The organism is Nitratireductor luteus, assembly GCF_026162365.1.
Classification (GTDB): domain Bacteria; phylum Pseudomonadota; class Alphaproteobacteria; order Rhizobiales; family Rhizobiaceae; genus Chelativorans; species Chelativorans luteus.
The window spans coordinates 352103-367078 of sequence record NZ_JAOANW010000002.1 but is presented as its reverse complement, the minus strand read 5'-3'; the positions used below and the strand labels follow the sequence as shown (position 1 = coordinate 367078).

The following is a 14976-nucleotide window of genomic DNA, read 5'->3' as shown; positions in this document are numbered from 1 at the left end:
GATCAGGTTGCCGGGCCATTATGCCGTATGGCGTCCGGGGCGTGAGAGGGGTCGATATGCGTGCTCTCGAAAGTTGGAAAGGAAACCGCTATATGCGCTCCCACAAGGACAGGAAATGGCACGCATCTATCAGACCCGCGCCTGGCAGGACCAGCTTTCGCCCTCGCTACCCGAGCTCGAACTCCTCGCGCTTGAGACCTATGCCACATTGCCCCAGGATTTCCGCGAGCTAACGGGCGAGATCATCATCCAGATCGCGGAATTCCCTACCGAGGAGATCATGGACGATCTGGCGCTGGAAACGCCTTTCGACCTGCTGGGGCTTTTCGAGGGACGCGGTATTGCGGAACGCTGGAACCCGGCGACGGGCGAAGGTCCCAACCGAGTGACGCTGTATCGCCGGGCCATCCTCGACTATTGGGCAGAGAACGAGGAAACGCTGGGCGACATCGTTGCCCATGTGCTCATCCACGAGATCGGCCATCATTTCGGCCTTTCGGACGACGACATGGTGCGCATCGAAGAAGCCGTCGCCTGATCGTTGCCCGGCGTTCGACGAGGGCTGCAGCTGTCAGAGCCTCATCACCCGCGTCTTGTTCATGCATAGCCGCAGGGTTCTGAAGACATAGAAGAGCAGGCCGATCCCCAGCGTCACTATCGTGATGATGATCCACAGGACCACGTGACCAATCACCTCTGCCAGATTGATCTCGCATTCCAGCCTCGCAACCTGATGCCCCTCGCGATTGAGGAGATAGGTCTTGTTGATGATGGTCTTGTAGAAATAGTAGATCGCAAAGAACGCTCCGACCCCGAGCGTTGCGATCGACACGATGGCCCATATGATGAGATAGCCGATCGCTTCCATGATCGAATATTCGCATCGCAGCTTCATACCGCCGCCGGACGAAGCCTGCGCCTGGCCACCATCACTTATAACGTTGATCGTCGTCATCCTTGATCCCCCTGCCCGTCAGTTATTCAACCACACGGATCAAGGGTCGCAATCAAAAATTGCATGACGGCAAGAAATTACCACTCGCCGAGCTTGGTATCGGCCGTGTAGTCGACGCCCTCGACTTCCTTGTAGACGGCCTGCCCGCAGCGCATGGTCCGGGCTTCCGCATCATAGGCATAGATTGGCGAACCGTGCAGGAGCCAGCCCTTATTCAGCGCCGCCGTCACCTTGTGGCAGAAGCCTGAATCGTCTGGCCCGGTCAAGAACCGGTACAGCCTCATTCCTCGCTGTCCTCCAATTCCTCGATGGCCTGGGCCCGTCTTATCAGTGCTCTTGCCTGTTCGAGGTGCAGCCGCTCCATCATGCGCCCATTCAGCGCGACGACGTTCTTTTCCCGGTTCTCGGGCCTTGAGAAGGCCTCCACGATTCCTCGCGCCTCAGCGAGCTCTTCGGATGAAGGAGCGAAGATGGCGTTGGCGGGGTATATCTGGGCCGGGTGGATGAGCGTTTTTCCGTCGAAGCCCATAGAGCGCGCGTCCGAGCAATCCTTCGCGAAAACTTCCATGTCGCGAAAGTTGTTAGTGACGCCGGCAAGAACATCGATGCCGGCGGCGCGCCCGGCAAGAACGATCTGCAAGAGCCAGGGCCGCAGGTTCTCCCGCAGCGGCGCGATACGCGTTTCCTTGACGAGGTCATTGATGCCAGCCACCAGGCAGGCGAGCCGGGCGGCGGGATTGCAGGCAAGCTCGGCGATGGCGGCGGCATTGACGATGGAACGCGACGTTTCCATCATGGCCCAGAGCTTCACCGAAGGCGGCGCATCTGCTTCCTCCAGCGCCTCGTCGGCGGCGAGGATATCCTTCGGCCCCTCCACCTTGGGAAGCAGTATGCCGTCCGGTCGCATGGCGCGGGCAGCCAACAGATCTTCCGTGCCCCATTCGCTGCAAAGGGGGTTGATGCGGATGATGATCTCGCAGGATGGACGCGCCTGGGAAGAGAGCAACTCGCGCAGGCGTTCCCTGGCGGCTCCCTTTTCTTCCGGCGCAGCGGAATCCTCGAGATCGAAAATGACCGCGTCGCAGGACAGGCTCTTGGCCTTGGCCAAGGCCTTCGCATTGCTCGCGGGGACATAGAGCGCGGAACGGCGCAGCCTGATAGGCGAATCATTCATAAGCAATTCTTTGCTCAGCTCTTACGTTCACGCAAGATGCCTTGGCATCGCGTCGGGCTTGTGCAAACAAAACTCCTATGCAAAACAGGGCATCCAGCCGCCAATACCAAGGACCACAGGTCTTACGCTCATGGAAAAGTTCACCACGCTCACCGGCGTCGCCGCTCCCCTTCCGATCGTCAATGTCGATACAGACATGATCATACCCAAGGATTATCTCAAGACGATCAAACGTACGGGGCTGGGAACCGGGCTGTTTGCCGAAATGCGTTATAATGAAAACGGCTCGGAAAATCCTGATTTCGTGCTCAACCAGCCGGCCTATCGCAATGCCAAGGTATTGGTGGCCGGCGACAATTTCGGCTGCGGTTCCAGCCGTGAGCATGCGCCATGGGCTCTGCTTGACTTCGGCATTCGCTGCGTAATCGCCACCAGCTTTGCGGATATTTTCTACAACAACTGCTTCAAGAACGGCATCCTGCCCATCAAGGTGAGCGAGGAAGAGCTGGAGAAGCTGATGGACGACGCCGAGCGCGGCTCCAACGCCACGCTGACGGTCGATCTCCAGGAGCAGGAGATTCGCGGACCCGACGGCGGCGTCATCAAGTTCGAGATCGACGCCTTCAAGCGGCATTGCCTGCTGAACGGTCTCGACGACATCGGGTTGACGCTGGAAAAAGCAGCCGCCATCGACAGCTTCGAGGGCAAATACAGCCAGGCCCGTCCTTGGGCTTGAGGTTTGGCCGTCAGCGCTTTGGTAGCATGAGATGCGACGTCTGATCTCGACCGGTTCGCCCTTTGAAAAGATCGCCGGCTACAGCCGGGCCCTGGTCGATGGCGAGTGGTGTTTCGTCTCCGGCACGACCGGCTATGACTATGCATCTATGGCGATGCCGGACAGCGTGGAAGAGCAGACGCGCAACTGCATCGCCACGATCCGCGCCGCGCTCGCGGAAGCCGACTTCGCGCTCGAGGACGTCGTTCGCGCCCATTATTATGTAACCGAGGCGGCCTACGCCGACCGGGTTTTCCCGATCCTCGGCGAAGCTTTCGGCGGCATTCGACCCGCGGCCACCATGGTCGTGTGCGATCTCATCAAGCCGGAAATGAAGATCGAGATCGAGGTGACGGCGCGGCGGCGCGGTGGCTGAACTTCGCGGCGCCGTACCGGAGCAGGGCGCATGCGCCTTGCGCGCCGGTTTTCCGTGCCGTAGCAAGGCATCGACTTTTTTTCCTGAGAGGCTCCCATGGCAACGAAAAAGCTCCTTCTTCTTCCAGGCGACGGCATCGGCCCCGAGGCAATGGCCGAAGTCGCCAAGCTCGTCGACATGATGAACACCGAGCTTGGGGCCGGCTTTGAGACGGAGGAAGGGCTTGTGGGCGGCTCGGCATATGACGCGCATGGCCAGGCCATTTCCGACGCCGATATGGCCAAGGCGCTGGCAGCCGACGCAGTGCTTTTCGGCGCGGTGGGCGGGCCGAAATGGGACGGCGTTCCCTATGAGGTTCGCCCCGAGGCCGGCCTTCTGCGGCTGCGCAAGGAGATGGAGCTTTTCGCCAATCTGCGCCCCGCCATCTGCTATCCCGCCCTTGCCGCTTCCTCCTCGCTGAAGCAGGAGGTGGTCGAGGGCCTCGACATTCTCATCATTCGCGAGCTGACGGGCGGCGTCTATTTCGGCGAGCCCAAGGAGATCATCGATCTCGGCAACGGCCAGAAGCGCGGCATCGACACGCAGGTCTACGACACGTTCGAGATCGAGCGCATCTCGGGCGTGGCCTTCGAGCTGGCACGCACGCGCCGCAACAAGGTCTGCTCGATGGAAAAGCGCAACGTCATGAAGTCGGGCGTGCTGTGGAACGAGGTGGTGACGGCCACGCACAAGGAAAAATATTCCGATGTCGAGCTCACCCATATGCTGGCCGATGCCGGCGGCATGCAGCTCGTGCGGTGGCCCAAGCAGTTCGACGTGATCGTTACCGACAATCTGTTCGGCGACATGCTGTCGGACGTGGCGGCGATGCTGACCGGCTCGCTCGGGATGCTGCCGTCCGCCTCGCTCGGCGCGCCGGATCCGAAAACGGGCAGCCGCAAGGCGCTCTACGAGCCTGTGCACGGCTCCGCACCGGACATCGCCGGGCAGGGCATCGCCAATCCGATCGCCATGATCGCCTCCTTCGCCATGTGCCTGCGCTATTCTTTCAACATGGTGGAGGAAGCGGACCATCTGGAGAAGGCGATTTCCGCCGTTCTTGACGAGGGTTACCGCACAAGGGACGTCATGTCGGAAGGCATGACCGAGCTGGGCACCGGCGTCATGGGGGAAGCCATCGTGGAGAAATTCAGGTCGCTTTTATCGGATCAGGCAGCCTGACCGGATTTTCCCTCACAGAAAGCTCAGCATCAAGGCCAGCAGGACGAAGCCGACAAGCCCGGCGATGAAGATCGTCTTGCGCAGGAGCGTGCGCAAGATGATGTCGCCCTGGCGCGTGTCGCGGGCGCGGTAGGTCTTTTGCTCTTTCTGCTCGTTCATGGCGGCCTCCGTGTTCCTGCAACGGCCGGCCAACTGCATTTGTTCCGGCATTCAGATGAAGGCGATCCAGCGTCCGGCGAACAGTGCCGCCACCCATATGGCCAGCGACAGCAAGGCGCCGAGCCGCAGGCCGGAGCCTGTGGCCCCGCCCGCCGAAGCCCTTCGCCAAGCCACACTCGTGCGGACGACGATCGCGTTGGCGATGCCCAACGCAACCAGGGAGATCTTGGTCAGGAAGGCCGCGTTGGCGGCATATTCCAGCGGCTGAACCGAAAACAGCAGAAAGCCGGTGGCCACGGCCAGCACCAGCCCCGTGGCTGAGATTGCCGTCATCAGCCGCAGAAAGGGCTCGGCCGCCAATTTCGGGAAAAGGCCGAGTATCTTGAGGTCGGCCGGCAGGATGGTGCCAACAAGCAGCGTCAGCGCGAATATATGCGTCGCGTTGAGCAGCGGATAGGCATAGACGGAGCGGCGAAAGAACGCCGCCAGCGGCCAGTCATGCAGTGCCTGGAGCCATTCGGCGAGCATGGACCGCGCCTGTCAGGCGTCGGGGACGCGGTTTGGATAGACGTCGTAGGTCGCGCCGTTCACCGTCACCCGAGCCGCTTTCATGGTCCTTTCCGCCGGATCGCTGGAGCGGAAGCCGAGGCAGGTCACCATATCGCCGACGCTGGCGGCGTCCTCGTCGAAACCGGCACGCAAGGTCCGCGCGAGCGGGGCGAGGTCGACATGCCAGGTGCCGTCTTCGGCCCTCACCGTCAAGGTGACATGCGGATTGCCGATATAGATCTCCTCGATCGTCCCGTTCAGCTCGAAAGGCTCGTTGTCGGTCCAGGCCCAGCCATGGTGGGCAAAGGCTGGGGCGGCGAGGCCGAAAAACACGAGGGCCGCGATAAACAGGGCGGGCAGCGGCAGGGGTGAAATCGTCCGGTTCGTCCGCATGATCGTTTCCTGCATTCGTTAGACGCTCCCGGCCAGAGTATGGCGCGGCGGCTGTCGGTCAAGTCACGTTTCGGCGAACCATGCCCGATGCACCACGTTGACTCCGCGCCAATTCAGCGTAAAACAACGCGCGTAAACGGAGCTGACTTTCATGCGCGATCCCATCGCGATGCATTTTTCGGGCCTTTCGCCCCGCACCGCCGGGAATGTCGGCGCGGGCCTCCGCTTCACCACCACGACGGCCAAAAAAACGACCGCCAAGACGGTCTGATTTCCCTTGGCCCGCTCGCGCTCTCCCCGGGTCCGGCCCGGGGAAGAGAAACCCGCAGGTCGGCGGGCATCTTCCAAAGCAAGCGGAGAGGGACAGGAGTTCAAAATCATGGGTTTCAAGATAGCCGTAGCCGGCGCTACTGGAAATGTCGGCCGCGAAATGCTCAACATCCTCGAAGAACGCGGCTTCCCCGCCGATGAGGTGGTGGCGCTTGCCTCGCGCCGGTCGGTGGGGCAGGAGGCCTCCTACGGCGACAAGACGCTGAAAGTGAAGGCGCTGGAAAATTACGATTTCTCCGACACCGACATCTGCCTGATGTCGGCGGGTGGCGGCGTTTCCCAGGAATATTCGCCGAGGATCGGCAAGCAAGGCTGCGTCGTCATCGATAATTCGTCGGCCTTTCGCTACGACCAGGACGTGCCGCTGATCGTGCCGGAGGTCAATCCGGATGCGGTTGAAGGCTTCCGAAAGAAGAACATCATCGCCAATCCCAACTGCTCCACGGCCCAGCTCGTCGTAGCGCTGAAGCCGCTGCACGATGCGGCAACCATCAGGCGCGTCGTCGTGTCCACCTACCAGTCGGTCTCCGGCGCGGGCAAGGAGGGCATGGACGAACTGTTCGAGCAGACGCGCGCCGTCTTCGTCGCCGATCCCATCTCCACCAAGAAGTTCACCAAGCGCATCGCCTTCAACGTGATCCCGCATATCGACGTCTTCATGGACGACGGCTTCACCAAGGAAGAATGGAAGATGGTGGCCGAGACCAAGAAGATGCTCGACCCCAAGATAAAGCTGACGGCAACCTGCGTCCGCGTGCCGGTCTTCATCGGCCATGCCGAAGCGGTGAACATTGAGTTCGAAAAGCCGATCACCGCCGACGAAGCGCGCGAGATCCTGCGCGAGGCACCGGGCTGCCAGGTCATCGACAAGCGCGAGGACGGCGGCTACATCACGCCCTATGAGAGCGCCGGCGAGGACGCCACCTATATCAGCCGGTTGCGCGAAGATTCGACCATCGACAATGGCCTGGCCATGTGGATCGTCTCCGACAATCTGCGCAAGGGCGCGGCGCTGAATACGGTCCAGATCGCCGAATTGCTGGTCGCAAAGGGGCTGATCCAGCCCAAAAAGCAGGCAGCTTAGGCCCTTTTTCGCCTGAAAACAGCGACGGCGCGGAGCGTTTCGCGCCGTTTTTTCACGTTTGGGCCAGCGCCACACCCGCCTCGCGCATCCTTTTCTCCATCGCCGCCATTGATCCGCCGAGGTCGATGCCACGGCAGGCGTCGAGCAGGACGGTCGCCTCGAAGCCTTGTCTGCGCGCGTCCAGCGCCGAATAGGCCACGCAGTAATCGGTGGCGAGCCCGGCTAGCGTGACCCTTGTGATGCCGCGCTCGCGCAGATAGCCCGAAAGGCCCGTCGGGGTTATGTGGTCGTTCTCGAAGAAGGCCGAATAGCTGTCGATTTCCCTGCGGAAACCCTTCCTGATCACCAGCTCCGCCTTCGTCCATTCCAGGTCATCGTGAAACTCCGCCCCGTGCGTGCCCTGCACGCAATGGTCCGGCCACAGTGTCTGTTCGCCATAGGGCATGGCGATGGTTTCGAAGGGCTGTTTCCCGGCATGGCGGGACGCGAAACTCGAATGCCCGGCGGGATGCCAGTCCTGAGTCAGCACTACATGGTCGAACCGCTGGATCAGCCGGTTGATGAGCGGCACCACCTGGTCACCCTCGTTCACGGCGAGTGCCCCGCCCGGGCAGAAATCATTCTGGACGTCGATGACGATCAGCGCCTCATCGGCCATGCCTTGCCTCCGCATATGTGAGTGATCGGTGCAAGGGTGGACCGGATGTTCCCCTTTGACAAGCAGGCGCATCGGCGTATCATTCGTATACAAACGAGTTTGCGCCGCAGACCAACAAGAATGGCGCTGGGACAGGAGCGTGCCGCCCGGTTCGACACTGATCGAAGGCAGCGGCGGTGCGCGGCGTGCAAGACGAGGCAGGCAGGCAAGCCATGGACTATGCCAGACCGACCGAACTCGAGGAGGCGCTGCTTCTGCTGAAGCAGAAGCCATGGACCGTGCTTGCGGGCGGCACCGATTTCTACCCGGCACTGGGTGCCGGGCCCCTCAAACAAGACGTGCTCGACATCAACGGACTGCCGGAGCTCGCCGGCATCACCGAGACGGATGACCATGTCGTCATCGGCGCGCGGACGAGCTGGACCGAGATCATGCGCCATCCCCTGCCGCCGGCCTTCGACATGCTCAAGCAGGCCGCGCGCGAGGTGGGTTCCATCCAGATCCAGAACCGTGGGACGGTGGCCGGCAATCTGTGCAACGCTTCTCCCGCCGCCGATGGGATGCCGCCTCTCTTGGCGCTGGACGCGCGCGTTGAGCTACGTTCTGCCGATGAAGGCCAGCGTCTGGTCCGGCTGTCCGAATTCGTTCTCGGCAACCGCAAAACGGCGCTTCGGCCCGGCGAGCTCGTAACGGCGGTGCATGTGCCCAGGCACGCGACGGCCGGCCGGTCCAGCTTCGTGAAGCTCGGTGCGCGGCGCTACCTCATCATATCCATCGCCATGGCTGCGGCGCGCATCGCGCTGGAAGGAGAGCGAATCGTGGAGGCGGCGGTCGCCGTCGGCTCCTGCTCGGCAGTGGCGCAGCGGATCGAGGGATTGGAGCAAGCGCTGATCGGTAGATATATCAGTAATATATCAGAACTTGTCGTAGATTATCCACTTTCGGAATTGTCCCCCATCGACGACGTTCGCGGCAGTGCCGAATATCGCAGGCTGGGGGCGCGAGAGATCGTTGAAAGGGCGCTGCTCCAAGCCGCTTTCACCGACGCAGAGCGAGGCGTTGCGGCATGAGCGGTGGAAGCATTTCCCTATCGTTTGAGGTCAACGGGCGGCCGATCGTCGTCGAAACTGCTCCGGTTCAGCGGCTTTCCGCGCTTCTGCGCGATAAGGTCGGGTTGACGGGAACCAAGGTCGGCTGCGACGCCGGCGATTGCGGCGCGTGCTCGGTGCTGGTCGACGGCGAGGTCGTTTGCGCCTGCCTCGTTCCCGCGTCGGACGTTGCGGGCCGGCGGGTGCGCACGGTGGAAGGGCTCTCCAACGGCCGCCTTTCGGCTCTTCAGCAGTCCTTTCTTCGCCATGGCGCGGCACAGTGCGGCATCTGCACGCCGGGCCTGCTGGTGACGGCAAGCGCGCTTCTGGATGAGAACCCGGCACCCTCGGAGGCCGAGGTCCAGGATGCGCTGGGCGGTGTCCTGTGTCGCTGCACGGGCTACCGCAAGATCGTGCAGGCGGTGATGAACGCAAACAGGCCAGTTGCCGTCGAAAGCGGAACCATCGCCCCGCGCGCGGCCGTCGGCGCTTCGCCCATCCGCCTTGACGGCGAGCGCAAGGTAACGGGGCGGGAGATCTTCGGCGCCGACGAGCGGCCGTCCGATGCGCTTTCGGTGCTGGTGGTGCGTTCGCCTTTTTGGCACGCGACCTTCGAGATCGGCGATAGGGAAGCTTTTATCGCGGCGCATCCGGGCATCGTCGGCGTCTTCACGGCGGCGGATATCCCCGGTGAAAACCGCTTCGGCGTCATTCCGCCCTTTGCCGATCAGCCGGCTTTGGCGGAAGGGCGTGCCCGGTTCCGGGGCGAAGCGGTTGCGCTGATCGCAGGGGAACGCGACGCCATCGAGGCGCTCGATCCGGCCAGTTTTCCGATCGCCTGGACCGAACTGCCGTATTGCCTGACGACGGAAGAGGCCAGAACCCCCGGCGCAAAGCTGGTTCATGAGGGCCGCCCGGACAACATCCTGACGCAGGGGCTCGTTGAAAGCGGCGTCCCCGAGGCCGGTCTCGCCCGCGCCAAGGCCATAGTCGAGGGCTCGATGGAGACCTCTTATGTGGAGCATGCCTATATCGAGCCGGAAGCCGGCTATGCCATGGTCGATGGCGACACGCTGGTCATAAAAGCCTGCACCCAGGCCCCTTTCATGGATCGCGACGACACGGCCAAGGTGTTGGGCCTGCCGCCGGAAAAGGTGCGGATCGTGCCGCTGGCGACGGGCGGCGGGTTCGGGTCCAAGCTCGACGTCTCGCTTCAACCGCTCATCGGCCTCGTGGCGCTTAAAACCGGCAGGCCGGCGGCTCTCGTCTATAGCCGCGGCGATTCCATGCGGTCGACCACCAAGCGCCACCCCGCCAGAATGCAGGCCCGCATCGGCGCCGATGCACAAGGCCGGATCACCGGCATGATCTTCGAGGGTGACTTCAACACAGGCGCTTACGCAAGCTGGGGTCCGACGGTGGCCAATCGCGTGCCGGTGCACGCGTCGGGCCCATACAGGACGCCGAATTACCGCGCGGTCGGCCGCGCGATCCATACCAACGGGCCGATCTCCGGTGCCTTTCGCGGCTTCGGCGTGCCGCAGGCGACCATCATGCAGGAGACGCTCTACGACCGCCTGGCCGGGAAGCTGGGGATGGACCGACTGGAATTCCGGCTGGTCAATGCGCTGTCGGACGGCGACCGGACGACCTGCGGCCAGGAACTTCATGGCGTCGGCATCCGCCAATGTCTGGAGCAACTGCGGCCGCACTGGGAGCGCGCGCTGGCTGATGCGGAAAGCTTCAACAAGGAGAGCTTCAAGACGCGGCGGGGGATTGGCGTCGCCTCTTGCTGGTATGGCTGCGGAAACACGGCGCTGCCCAATCCCTCGACGATCAGGGTCGGAATTTCGCGTGACGGCGCCGTCGTCCTGCATCAGGGCGCCGTCGATATCGGCCAGGGATCGAACACGGTGATCGCGCAGATATGCGCCGACGCCAGCGGCCTGCCGCTGTCGGCCTTCACGCTGCTTGGCGGCGATACCGGCATCACGCCCGACGCGGGCAAGACATCCGCCTCCCGCCAGACCTTCATTTCGGGAAAGGCGGCGGAGAAGGCGGGGCGCGCGCTGCGTGAGACGATCCTGCGTTTCGCGAACGTGTCGGACGCGGCGGAAATATCGCTGGAGGGCACGGTGCTGGTCATTCGCGAAGGGCAGGCGGTGCGCCATGTGTCACTCGATAATCTTCCAGCCGATGCGCATGGCTATGCTTTCTCGGCCGAGGAGACCTACGATCCGCCGACCACCGCGCTCGACGGGAAGGGCCAGGGCAAGCCCTATGCCGTCTATGGCTATGGCGCCCAGATCGTAGAGCTGGAGGTGGACATGAGGCTGGGCACGGTGAGACTGTTGAAGATCACTGCCGCCCACGATGTCGGCCGGGCCATCAATCCGATCCTGGCCGAAGGGCAGATCGAGGGCGGCATCGCCCAGGGGATCGGCCTTGCGCTGATGGAGGAGTATGTGCCGGGCCGCACGGAAAACCTGCACGACTACCTCATCCCCACAATCGGCGATGTGCCGCCGATCGAGACGATCCTGGTGGAGGTGCCGGACCCTGAAGGCCCCTTTGGCGCAAAGGGGCTGGGCGAGCACGTGCTCATTCCGACGGCGCCGGCCATCCTCAACGCCATCCGCCATGCCAGCGGCGCCGAGATCGAAAAGGTGCCGGCAACGCCGTCGCGCGTTCTGGCGGCCATTCAGGCAGCGGGGCGGAAGCCATGAACGAGCTTTCCGAACGTTTCGAGGCGGAGCCGCCGAAGAAGGCCCAGAAAGAAAAGCTGCGCTGCGACGCCTGCCCCGTCATGTGCTACATCGCCGAAGGCCGCACCGGCGCCTGCGACCGCTACGGCAATTTCGGCGGGCGGATCACGCGCTGCGATCCGGTGACCGTATTGGAGCATGCGGCGGAGGATGGCACGGCGCTGGTGCCGTTCGAGGACGAGCGCTCCTGGGATGGCGGGCTGGTCAATACCAGACGCCGGTTCGTCAGCGCCATAGGCGCCGGCACGACCTATCCGGACTATAAGCCGGCACCCTTTATCGTGAGTCAGGATGTCGAGGGCGTCGATCTCGTCACCGTAGTGACCGAGGCGATCTTCTCCTATTGCGGTGTCAAGGTGAAGATCGACACCGACCGGCATCTTGGCCCGGAAACAGCTGCCGTGCGGGCCGAGGGAGAGGTGATAGGCCATGTCACCACCGCCGAATACGGAAGCCAGATGCTCTCGCTGGGTGGTGTGCAGCACCTGACCGGGGGCTCCAAGTCCGAAGGCCGCGTGACCTGCCGGGCGCTCATGGATCTGTGCAACAAGAAGCCCGTCGAGCTTTCCATTGACGGCGGCGCGACGGTCATCGTGGAAGCCGGCAAGGCACCGGTGATCGACGGCCAGCGCGAAGCGCGCATGCGGGTCGGTTGCGGGTCGGCCACCATCGGCATGTTCGCGACCCAATGGAAAGGGCTGGTGGACGAGGTGGTCGTGGTGGACGACCACATAACCGGTGTCGTGTCCGAGCATCAGGCCGGCAAGGTGATCGGCTGGGAGGATACCGGGATCAGGATCGTCGGCCGCAAATCGACGCCCGGCCGCTATTTCAAGGTCTCCGAGCCGGGGCTCGGCTGGGGCGGGACCACCATCGACGACCCGCTGGAGATTCTGGGCGACTTCAACGCAAAGAAAGGCGCCCGGCCGGGGCTCTCGCTGCTGATGGTATCGACCACCGGAGAGCAGTTCGCCTATTACGAGCTCGACGAGGATCTGAAGCCGGTGGAGAAGGCCTTTCCCGAGCGGCTGCGCAAATCCGTCGACCTGATTGAGGAGAATTGCGAGCCCGCGCTTTGCACCGTGCTTTTCATGGGCGGGGCGGGCGGCAGCCTGCGCGCCGGCGTGACCGAAAACCCGGTCAACCTCACTCGCTCCGTGCAGGGGCTGAAGACTTATGTCACCTGCGGTGGCGCGCCGGTCTATGTCTGGCCGGGCGGGGGCATCACCATCATGGTGGACGTCTCGCGCACGCCGGACAATGCCTTCGGCTATGTGCCGACGCCGGCGCTGGTCGCGCCTATCGAGTTCACCATGCGCCGCGACGATTATATCCGTCTCGGCGGCTATGAGGCCGAGATCCGTTCGCTGGAGGACGTGCTGGAGCGGGGCGGCGAGTATTTCAACGAGCGGCGGCAGGAAGCAGCCCCGCCAGGCAGCCCTTGGCCGCCGCTGGCACAATTGCGGCGGGAGCCCCGGAAATGATGGGCCCGACCGTGCATTGGCTGCCCGACAAGCGGCGGCTGCATATGAACCACGGGCCGATCGACCTGATCGTCGAAGCTTTCGGCCCGGAGAACGAGGTGAGGCAGGCCTATGCGCAGGCGGCCGCCCGGTTCCGGAGCATTCTGGAAGAGCTCGTGAGCGAGTTGCCCGCGCTACGCCGCCCGGTCGGGCTGCGGGCGCGCCGTTTCCGCCACTCGACCGCGCGCCGGATGGAAGCGGCCAGCGCCCGGCACCATCCGGCCTTTGTGACTCCGATGGCGGCGGTTGCCGGGGGCGTCGCCGATGAGATGCTGGCTGCTATGGTCGACGGCCGGCGGCTCCGGCGCGCCTATGTCAACAATGGCGGCGATACCGCGCTGCACCTTGCCGCAGGCACTGAGACGACGGTGGCGATCGCCGGCACCGGCCATGGGTTTTCCGATCGGCTGACGATCCGCGCCGCCGACCCGGTGCGCGGGCTCGCCACCAGCGGCTGGCGTGGGCGCAGCCATTCGCTGGGCATCGCGGACGCCGTGACGGTGCTGGCGACAAGCGCGGCGCAGGCCGATGTGGCGGCAACGCTGATCGCCAACGCCGTCAATCTGCCGAGCCATGGCGGCGTAGAACGATTGCCGGCTAATGAATTGTCGCCGGACAGCGATCTCGGTGACCAGATGGTGACGGTGGCGGTTGGGCCTTTGTCGGGGAAAGAAGCATCGACAGCACTCGACGCAGGGCTTGCGGTGGCGCAAGACATGCGGGACCGTGGCCTGATTGCGGACGCGGCGCTTTTCCTGCAGGGCCGGCATCGTCTGGTGGGCGGCTCTCGGTCTTGCTTCGGCGAAGCGCCGCGGCAACGTCCCATTCCATTCAATGAAATGCTTCTACTTGAGGAAACGAGCCATGCCTGAGTTTTCCGTCCGAAAGATCACGTTGCTTACCGAGGAGATATTTCACGAGGGCGGGCCGGTACGCGAGACGCCGCGCCGCCGGGCGGCGGCCATGGCTCTGGTGGCCAATCCCTTTGCCGGGCGCTATGTCCCCGAGCTCGAAAGCGCGATGGACGATCTGAGACCGCTGGGGCTGGAGCTCTCCGACCGGCTGATCGCTGCCTTGGGCGGCGACACGTCGGTGATCGACGGTTTCGGCAAGGGGGCCATCGTGGGCGTGGCGGGCGAGCTGGAGCACGGCGCGCTCTGGCATGTGCCGGGCGGCTATGCCATGCGGGAGCGGCTCGGCGATTCCCGGGCCATCGTGCCCTCGGCCAAGAAGGTGGGCGCCTTCGGCGCGCGCATCGACGTACCGCTCGGCCATATCAACGCCGCCTATGTGCGCAGCCATTTCGACGCCATGGAAGTCGGGATGGCCGACGGGCCGCGTCCCGATGAAATCCTGTTCGTGCTCGCCATGACCTGCGGACCCCGCGTCCATGCGCGCATGGGCGGTCTTCGTGCCGAAGACATCAAGGGCCAGGACGGGCTGCGATGAACGTGGCCGACAAGCTGCCGCCGGTGCACGACGACCTGGAAGCGGGCGGCGAATACCGCCTGCACGAGCAGGTAGGATTCGTCCTGCGTAAGGCGAACCAGCGTCATCTTTCGATCTTCGCAGCGCATGTGGGCGACCTGACGCCGCCCCAATTCGCCGCGCTGGCGCGGCTTCATGAGGTCGGCGAAACATCGCAGAACCAGCTCGGCCAGCTCATCGCCATGGATGCGGCGACCATCAAGGGCGTGATCGACCGGCTGAAGAAGCGGGGACTTGTGACACTGAAGCCGCATACCCTGGACCGGCGGCGGCTGGTGGTGGGGCTTTCGGAGGAGGGGCGCGTGCTCGTCGAGAGGCTGTTGCCGGTGGCGATGCGGATCACGGCCGAAACGCTGAAGCCGCTGAACGCGCGCGAGGCAGAGATTTTTCTGAAGCTCCTGGGAAAGATCGCGGACGGATAGGCGCGCTGGATCATTC

General features: G+C 63.6%; 18 protein-coding genes. 11 read left to right on the top strand and 7 right to left on the bottom strand.

Annotation, left to right across the window (positions count from 1 at the left end; translation table 11 throughout):
• Nucleotides 1–115 precede the first annotated feature (115 nt).
• Nucleotides 116–538, top strand: coding sequence for a metallopeptidase family protein (locus N1058_RS04340; RefSeq protein WP_265516257.1), 423 nt, complete (start codon nt 116–118; stop codon nt 536–538).
• A gap of 33 nt (nt 539–571) precedes the next feature.
• Here N1058_RS04340 and N1058_RS04335 read toward each other — a convergent pair whose 3' ends face one another.
• From N1058_RS04335 to N1058_RS04325, 3 genes are all read right to left on the bottom strand, one after another.
• Nucleotides 572–955, bottom strand: a complete 384-nt coding sequence (locus N1058_RS04335; protein WP_265516256.1) for a DUF6693 family protein — start codon at nt 953–955, stop codon at nt 572–574.
• A gap of 77 nt (nt 956–1032) precedes the next feature.
• Nucleotides 1033–1239, bottom strand: a complete 207-nt coding sequence (locus N1058_RS04330; RefSeq protein WP_265516255.1) for a DUF1737 domain-containing protein — start codon at nt 1237–1239, stop codon at nt 1033–1035.
• Entirely contained in the window at nt 1236–2129 is an 894-nt protein-coding gene (locus N1058_RS04325; protein ID WP_265516254.1) for an HpcH/HpaI aldolase/citrate lyase family protein, read from the bottom strand. Before N1058_RS04325 ends, N1058_RS04330 begins: the two co-directional genes overlap by 4 nt.
• A 130-nt stretch (nt 2130–2259) precedes the next feature.
• Here N1058_RS04325 and leuD point away from each other — a divergent pair, with 130 nt between their 5' ends.
• From leuD to leuB, 3 genes are all read left to right on the top strand, one after another.
• The gene (leuD, locus tag N1058_RS04320; protein ID WP_265516253.1) at nt 2260–2865 is read left to right on the top strand and encodes a 3-isopropylmalate dehydratase small subunit; all 606 of its coding nucleotides are present in this window, start codon (nt 2260–2262) and stop codon (nt 2863–2865) included.
• Nucleotides 2866–2896: 31 nt separating this feature from the next.
• Complete coding sequence (locus N1058_RS04315; protein WP_265516252.1) at nt 2897–3280, top strand: RidA family protein; 384 nt, start codon at nt 2897–2899, stop codon at nt 3278–3280.
• Nucleotides 3281–3376: 96 nt separating this feature from the next.
• A complete protein-coding gene (leuB, locus tag N1058_RS04310) occupies nt 3377–4501 on the top strand; it encodes a 3-isopropylmalate dehydrogenase (RefSeq protein ID WP_265516251.1) in 1125 nt (374 codons plus the stop codon).
• 12 nt (nt 4502–4513) lie between these two features.
• On the opposite strand, the gene N1058_RS04305 is transcribed toward leuB, so the two are convergent.
• The 3 genes from N1058_RS04305 to N1058_RS04295 are packed head-to-tail and all read right to left on the bottom strand — an operon-like array spanning nt 4514 to nt 5602.
• A complete protein-coding gene (locus tag N1058_RS04305; RefSeq protein WP_265516250.1) occupies nt 4514–4660 on the bottom strand; it encodes a peptide ABC transporter permease in 147 nt (48 codons plus the stop codon).
• Between the two features lie 51 nt (nt 4661–4711).
• A complete protein-coding gene (locus tag N1058_RS04300) occupies nt 4712–5188 on the bottom strand; it encodes a DUF2214 domain-containing protein (protein WP_265516249.1) in 477 nt (158 codons plus the stop codon).
• A gap of 12 nt (nt 5189–5200) precedes the next feature.
• The gene (locus N1058_RS04295; RefSeq protein WP_265516248.1) at nt 5201–5602 is read right to left on the bottom strand and encodes a DUF6152 family protein; all 402 of its coding nucleotides are present in this window, start codon (nt 5600–5602) and stop codon (nt 5201–5203) included.
• 379 nt (nt 5603–5981) lie between these two features.
• Here N1058_RS04295 and N1058_RS04290 point away from each other — a divergent pair, with 379 nt between their 5' ends.
• Nucleotides 5982–7016, top strand: coding sequence for an aspartate-semialdehyde dehydrogenase (locus N1058_RS04290; protein ID WP_265516247.1), 1035 nt, complete (start codon nt 5982–5984; stop codon nt 7014–7016).
• Between the two features lie 52 nt (nt 7017–7068).
• On the opposite strand, the gene pncA is transcribed toward N1058_RS04290, so the two are convergent.
• Entirely contained in the window at nt 7069–7674 is a 606-nt protein-coding gene (pncA, locus tag N1058_RS04285; RefSeq protein WP_265516246.1) for a bifunctional nicotinamidase/pyrazinamidase, read from the bottom strand.
• Nucleotides 7675–7886: 212 nt separating this feature from the next.
• Between pncA and N1058_RS04280 the strand changes: the two genes are divergently transcribed.
• Genes N1058_RS04280 through N1058_RS04255 form a run of 6 tightly spaced genes read left to right on the top strand, consistent with a single transcriptional unit; the run spans nt 7887 to nt 14960 of the window.
• Nucleotides 7887–8744: an FAD binding domain-containing protein gene (locus N1058_RS04280; protein ID WP_265516245.1), complete on the top strand. Its 858-nt coding sequence runs from the start codon at nt 7887–7889 to the stop codon at nt 8742–8744.
• Nucleotides 8741–11488, top strand: coding sequence for a molybdopterin-dependent oxidoreductase (locus N1058_RS04275; RefSeq protein ID WP_265516244.1), 2748 nt, complete (start codon nt 8741–8743; stop codon nt 11486–11488). Before N1058_RS04280 ends, N1058_RS04275 begins: the two co-directional genes overlap by 4 nt.
• A complete protein-coding gene (locus tag N1058_RS04270) occupies nt 11485–13011 on the top strand; it encodes a 6-hydroxynicotinate reductase (RefSeq protein WP_265516243.1) in 1527 nt (508 codons plus the stop codon). The genes N1058_RS04275 and N1058_RS04270 overlap by 4 nt, the downstream gene beginning before the upstream one ends.
• Nucleotides 13008–13922 (top strand): UPF0280 family protein, encoded by a 915-nt coding sequence (locus tag N1058_RS04265; RefSeq protein ID WP_265516242.1) that lies wholly within the window; start codon nt 13008–13010, stop codon nt 13920–13922. The genes N1058_RS04270 and N1058_RS04265 overlap by 4 nt, the downstream gene beginning before the upstream one ends.
• Entirely contained in the window at nt 13915–14499 is a 585-nt protein-coding gene (locus N1058_RS04260; RefSeq protein WP_265516241.1) for an amino acid synthesis family protein, read from the top strand. The genes N1058_RS04265 and N1058_RS04260 overlap by 8 nt, the downstream gene beginning before the upstream one ends.
• Entirely contained in the window at nt 14496–14960 is a 465-nt protein-coding gene (locus tag N1058_RS04255) for a MarR family winged helix-turn-helix transcriptional regulator (RefSeq protein WP_265516240.1), read from the top strand. The genes N1058_RS04260 and N1058_RS04255 overlap by 4 nt, the downstream gene beginning before the upstream one ends.
• Nucleotides 14961–14976 lie beyond the last annotated feature (16 nt).

Excerpts from the sequence above, each read along its gene's own strand:
- N1058_RS04340 (WP_265516257.1), top strand. The coding sequence starts at position 116 with ATGGCACGCATCTATCAGACCCGCGCCTGGCAGGACCAGCTTTCGCCC.
- N1058_RS04335 (WP_265516256.1), bottom strand. The coding sequence starts at position 955 with ATGACGACGATCAACGTTATAAGTGATGGTGGCCAGGCGCAGGCTTCG.
- N1058_RS04330 (WP_265516255.1), bottom strand. The coding sequence starts at position 1,239 with ATGAGGCTGTACCGGTTCTTGACCGGGCCAGACGATTCAGGCTTCTGC.
- N1058_RS04325 (WP_265516254.1), bottom strand. The coding sequence starts at position 2,129 with ATGAATGATTCGCCTATCAGGCTGCGCCGTTCCGCGCTCTATGTCCCC.
- leuD (WP_265516253.1), top strand. The coding sequence starts at position 2,260 with ATGGAAAAGTTCACCACGCTCACCGGCGTCGCCGCTCCCCTTCCGATC.
- N1058_RS04315 (WP_265516252.1), top strand. The coding sequence starts at position 2,897 with ATGCGACGTCTGATCTCGACCGGTTCGCCCTTTGAAAAGATCGCCGGC.
- leuB (WP_265516251.1), top strand. The coding sequence starts at position 3,377 with ATGGCAACGAAAAAGCTCCTTCTTCTTCCAGGCGACGGCATCGGCCCC.
- N1058_RS04305 (WP_265516250.1), bottom strand. The coding sequence starts at position 4,660 with ATGAACGAGCAGAAAGAGCAAAAGACCTACCGCGCCCGCGACACGCGC.
- N1058_RS04300 (WP_265516249.1), bottom strand. The coding sequence starts at position 5,188 with ATGCTCGCCGAATGGCTCCAGGCACTGCATGACTGGCCGCTGGCGGCG.
- N1058_RS04295 (WP_265516248.1), bottom strand. The coding sequence starts at position 5,602 with ATGCGGACGAACCGGACGATTTCACCCCTGCCGCTGCCCGCCCTGTTT.
- N1058_RS04290 (WP_265516247.1), top strand. The coding sequence starts at position 5,982 with ATGGGTTTCAAGATAGCCGTAGCCGGCGCTACTGGAAATGTCGGCCGC.
- pncA (WP_265516246.1), bottom strand. The coding sequence starts at position 7,674 with ATGGCCGATGAGGCGCTGATCGTCATCGACGTCCAGAATGATTTCTGC.
- N1058_RS04280 (WP_265516245.1), top strand. The coding sequence starts at position 7,887 with ATGGACTATGCCAGACCGACCGAACTCGAGGAGGCGCTGCTTCTGCTG.
- N1058_RS04275 (WP_265516244.1), top strand. The coding sequence starts at position 8,741 with ATGAGCGGTGGAAGCATTTCCCTATCGTTTGAGGTCAACGGGCGGCCG.
- N1058_RS04270 (WP_265516243.1), top strand. The coding sequence starts at position 11,485 with ATGAACGAGCTTTCCGAACGTTTCGAGGCGGAGCCGCCGAAGAAGGCC.
- N1058_RS04265 (WP_265516242.1), top strand. The coding sequence starts at position 13,008 with ATGATGGGCCCGACCGTGCATTGGCTGCCCGACAAGCGGCGGCTGCAT.
- N1058_RS04260 (WP_265516241.1), top strand. The coding sequence starts at position 13,915 with ATGCCTGAGTTTTCCGTCCGAAAGATCACGTTGCTTACCGAGGAGATA.
- N1058_RS04255 (WP_265516240.1), top strand. The coding sequence starts at position 14,496 with ATGAACGTGGCCGACAAGCTGCCGCCGGTGCACGACGACCTGGAAGCG.